This is a genomic window from Streptomyces mayteni, assembly GCF_054783955.1.
Window position 1 is genome coordinate 1 of the sequence record NZ_BAAGPR010000261.1, and the last position, 1,408, is coordinate 1,408.

General features: G+C 70.5%; 1 protein-coding gene. It reads right to left on the reverse strand.

The features are described from left to right. A partial coding sequence (locus ACYVPE_RS39785) for an IS110 family RNA-guided transposase (protein ID WP_461038726.1) occupies window positions 1–1,194 on the reverse strand: 1,194 nt, incomplete at its 3' end. Window positions 1,195–1,408: the final 214 nt, after the last annotated feature.

Consider the following 1,408-nt stretch of genomic DNA (forward strand, 5'->3'; position numbering starts at 1 on the left):
GGGGTCGTAGCAGGTGCCGTCGCGCCAGCAGGCCCACATGACCCGGAGCCAGGCTCGGGCGAGGATGCGGATGGCGTGGGGGTGTCGCTTCTGGCGGGCCCTGGCGTCGTTGTAGATCTTGGCGGCCCAGTCGCTGCCGTGTCGGCTGTTGTCGGCGAAGGTCGTCAGGGCGATGCGGGCTCTGCGGTTGGTCGCGAAGCGGAAGGCGACGGTGCGGGACTTGCCCGAGGCGCGGGTGACGGGGACGACGCCGGCCTCGGCGATGAGCTGTTCGCAGGTCTGGGCGCGCTCCAGGATCGGGCCGATCTCCCCGATGACCTGGCCGAGGCTGACCTTGCCGATCCGGGGCATGGTGGCGAACAGCGGCGCGTAGGGGTGGGTCCTGGTCGCCTCGGCGATGCCTTTGTCCAGGGTGCGGATCGTCGCGCGTATGGACTGGACGAGCTGGACCTGGACGCGGACGAGCTGTTCGATGACGGCCTCGCCGAGACGGGGCGCGGCCTTCGGGGCGGCGCGCAGACGTTCGATGAGGACGCTGCCGGGCTGTCGGCCGGAGTAGCCGCGGCGCTTGCACCAGGCTTCGAGGCGCCCCGCGGTGAGCCTGGCGGCCGTGGCCGGGGTGGGGTAACGCTCCAGGAAGGCCAGGGCGATGTCGCTGTCGAGGTTGGCGAACACGTGCTTGCCGCCGGGCCAGTGCGTATCCAGCAGTGCGGCGAGCTGGTTGACGGCGGCGACCTTGGCCTCGACGTGATCGGCGCGAGTGCGGGTGAGGGCTTGGAGGTCGAGGGTGGCCTGCCCGGTGGGCTCCAGCCTCGGCAGCAGGTGACCGTCGGTGCGCAGGTAGTCGGCGAGCTTCATGCTGTCGCCCGCGTCGGTCTTCGCCTTGGAGGCACCCCAGCGCGCCCGCATCGCGTGGAAGGCGTTCGGGTGCACCGGGACCACCGGGTGACCGGCCGCCAGCAGCCGGTCCACCGCCAGGCCCCGGGTGGTCTCGATGGCCACGGGCAGGTCGGCGGGGTCGCCGTGCTTACGCAGCCGGGCCACAGTCCTGGCGAATCCCTCCTCGGTGTGGGGCAGTTCCCACCGGTCGACGCGCTTGCCGGACTCGTCCATAACCGTCAGGTCATGCGTCTCCGTGGCCCAGTCCCATCCGATGAACACGTGCGTCGTACTCCAACGTCGTTCGAGGAGCACCTGCCCGGTGGTGAGGTCGTCTGCCGGGAGCTCATTAATCGGCCCTCCGCGGGGCGTGTCCCTGAAGCCGATCAGACGGCCTCGGCCCGGCGGGGCTGGCAGAACTCACAGTGGCCGTCAAACGGCTCGCACTACTGGCCATGCACCCACCGGGACCGAGAGGTCACAACCCTACCCGTGAGGGCTGCAGAAGGGATGGTCCCCTAATGAGCAC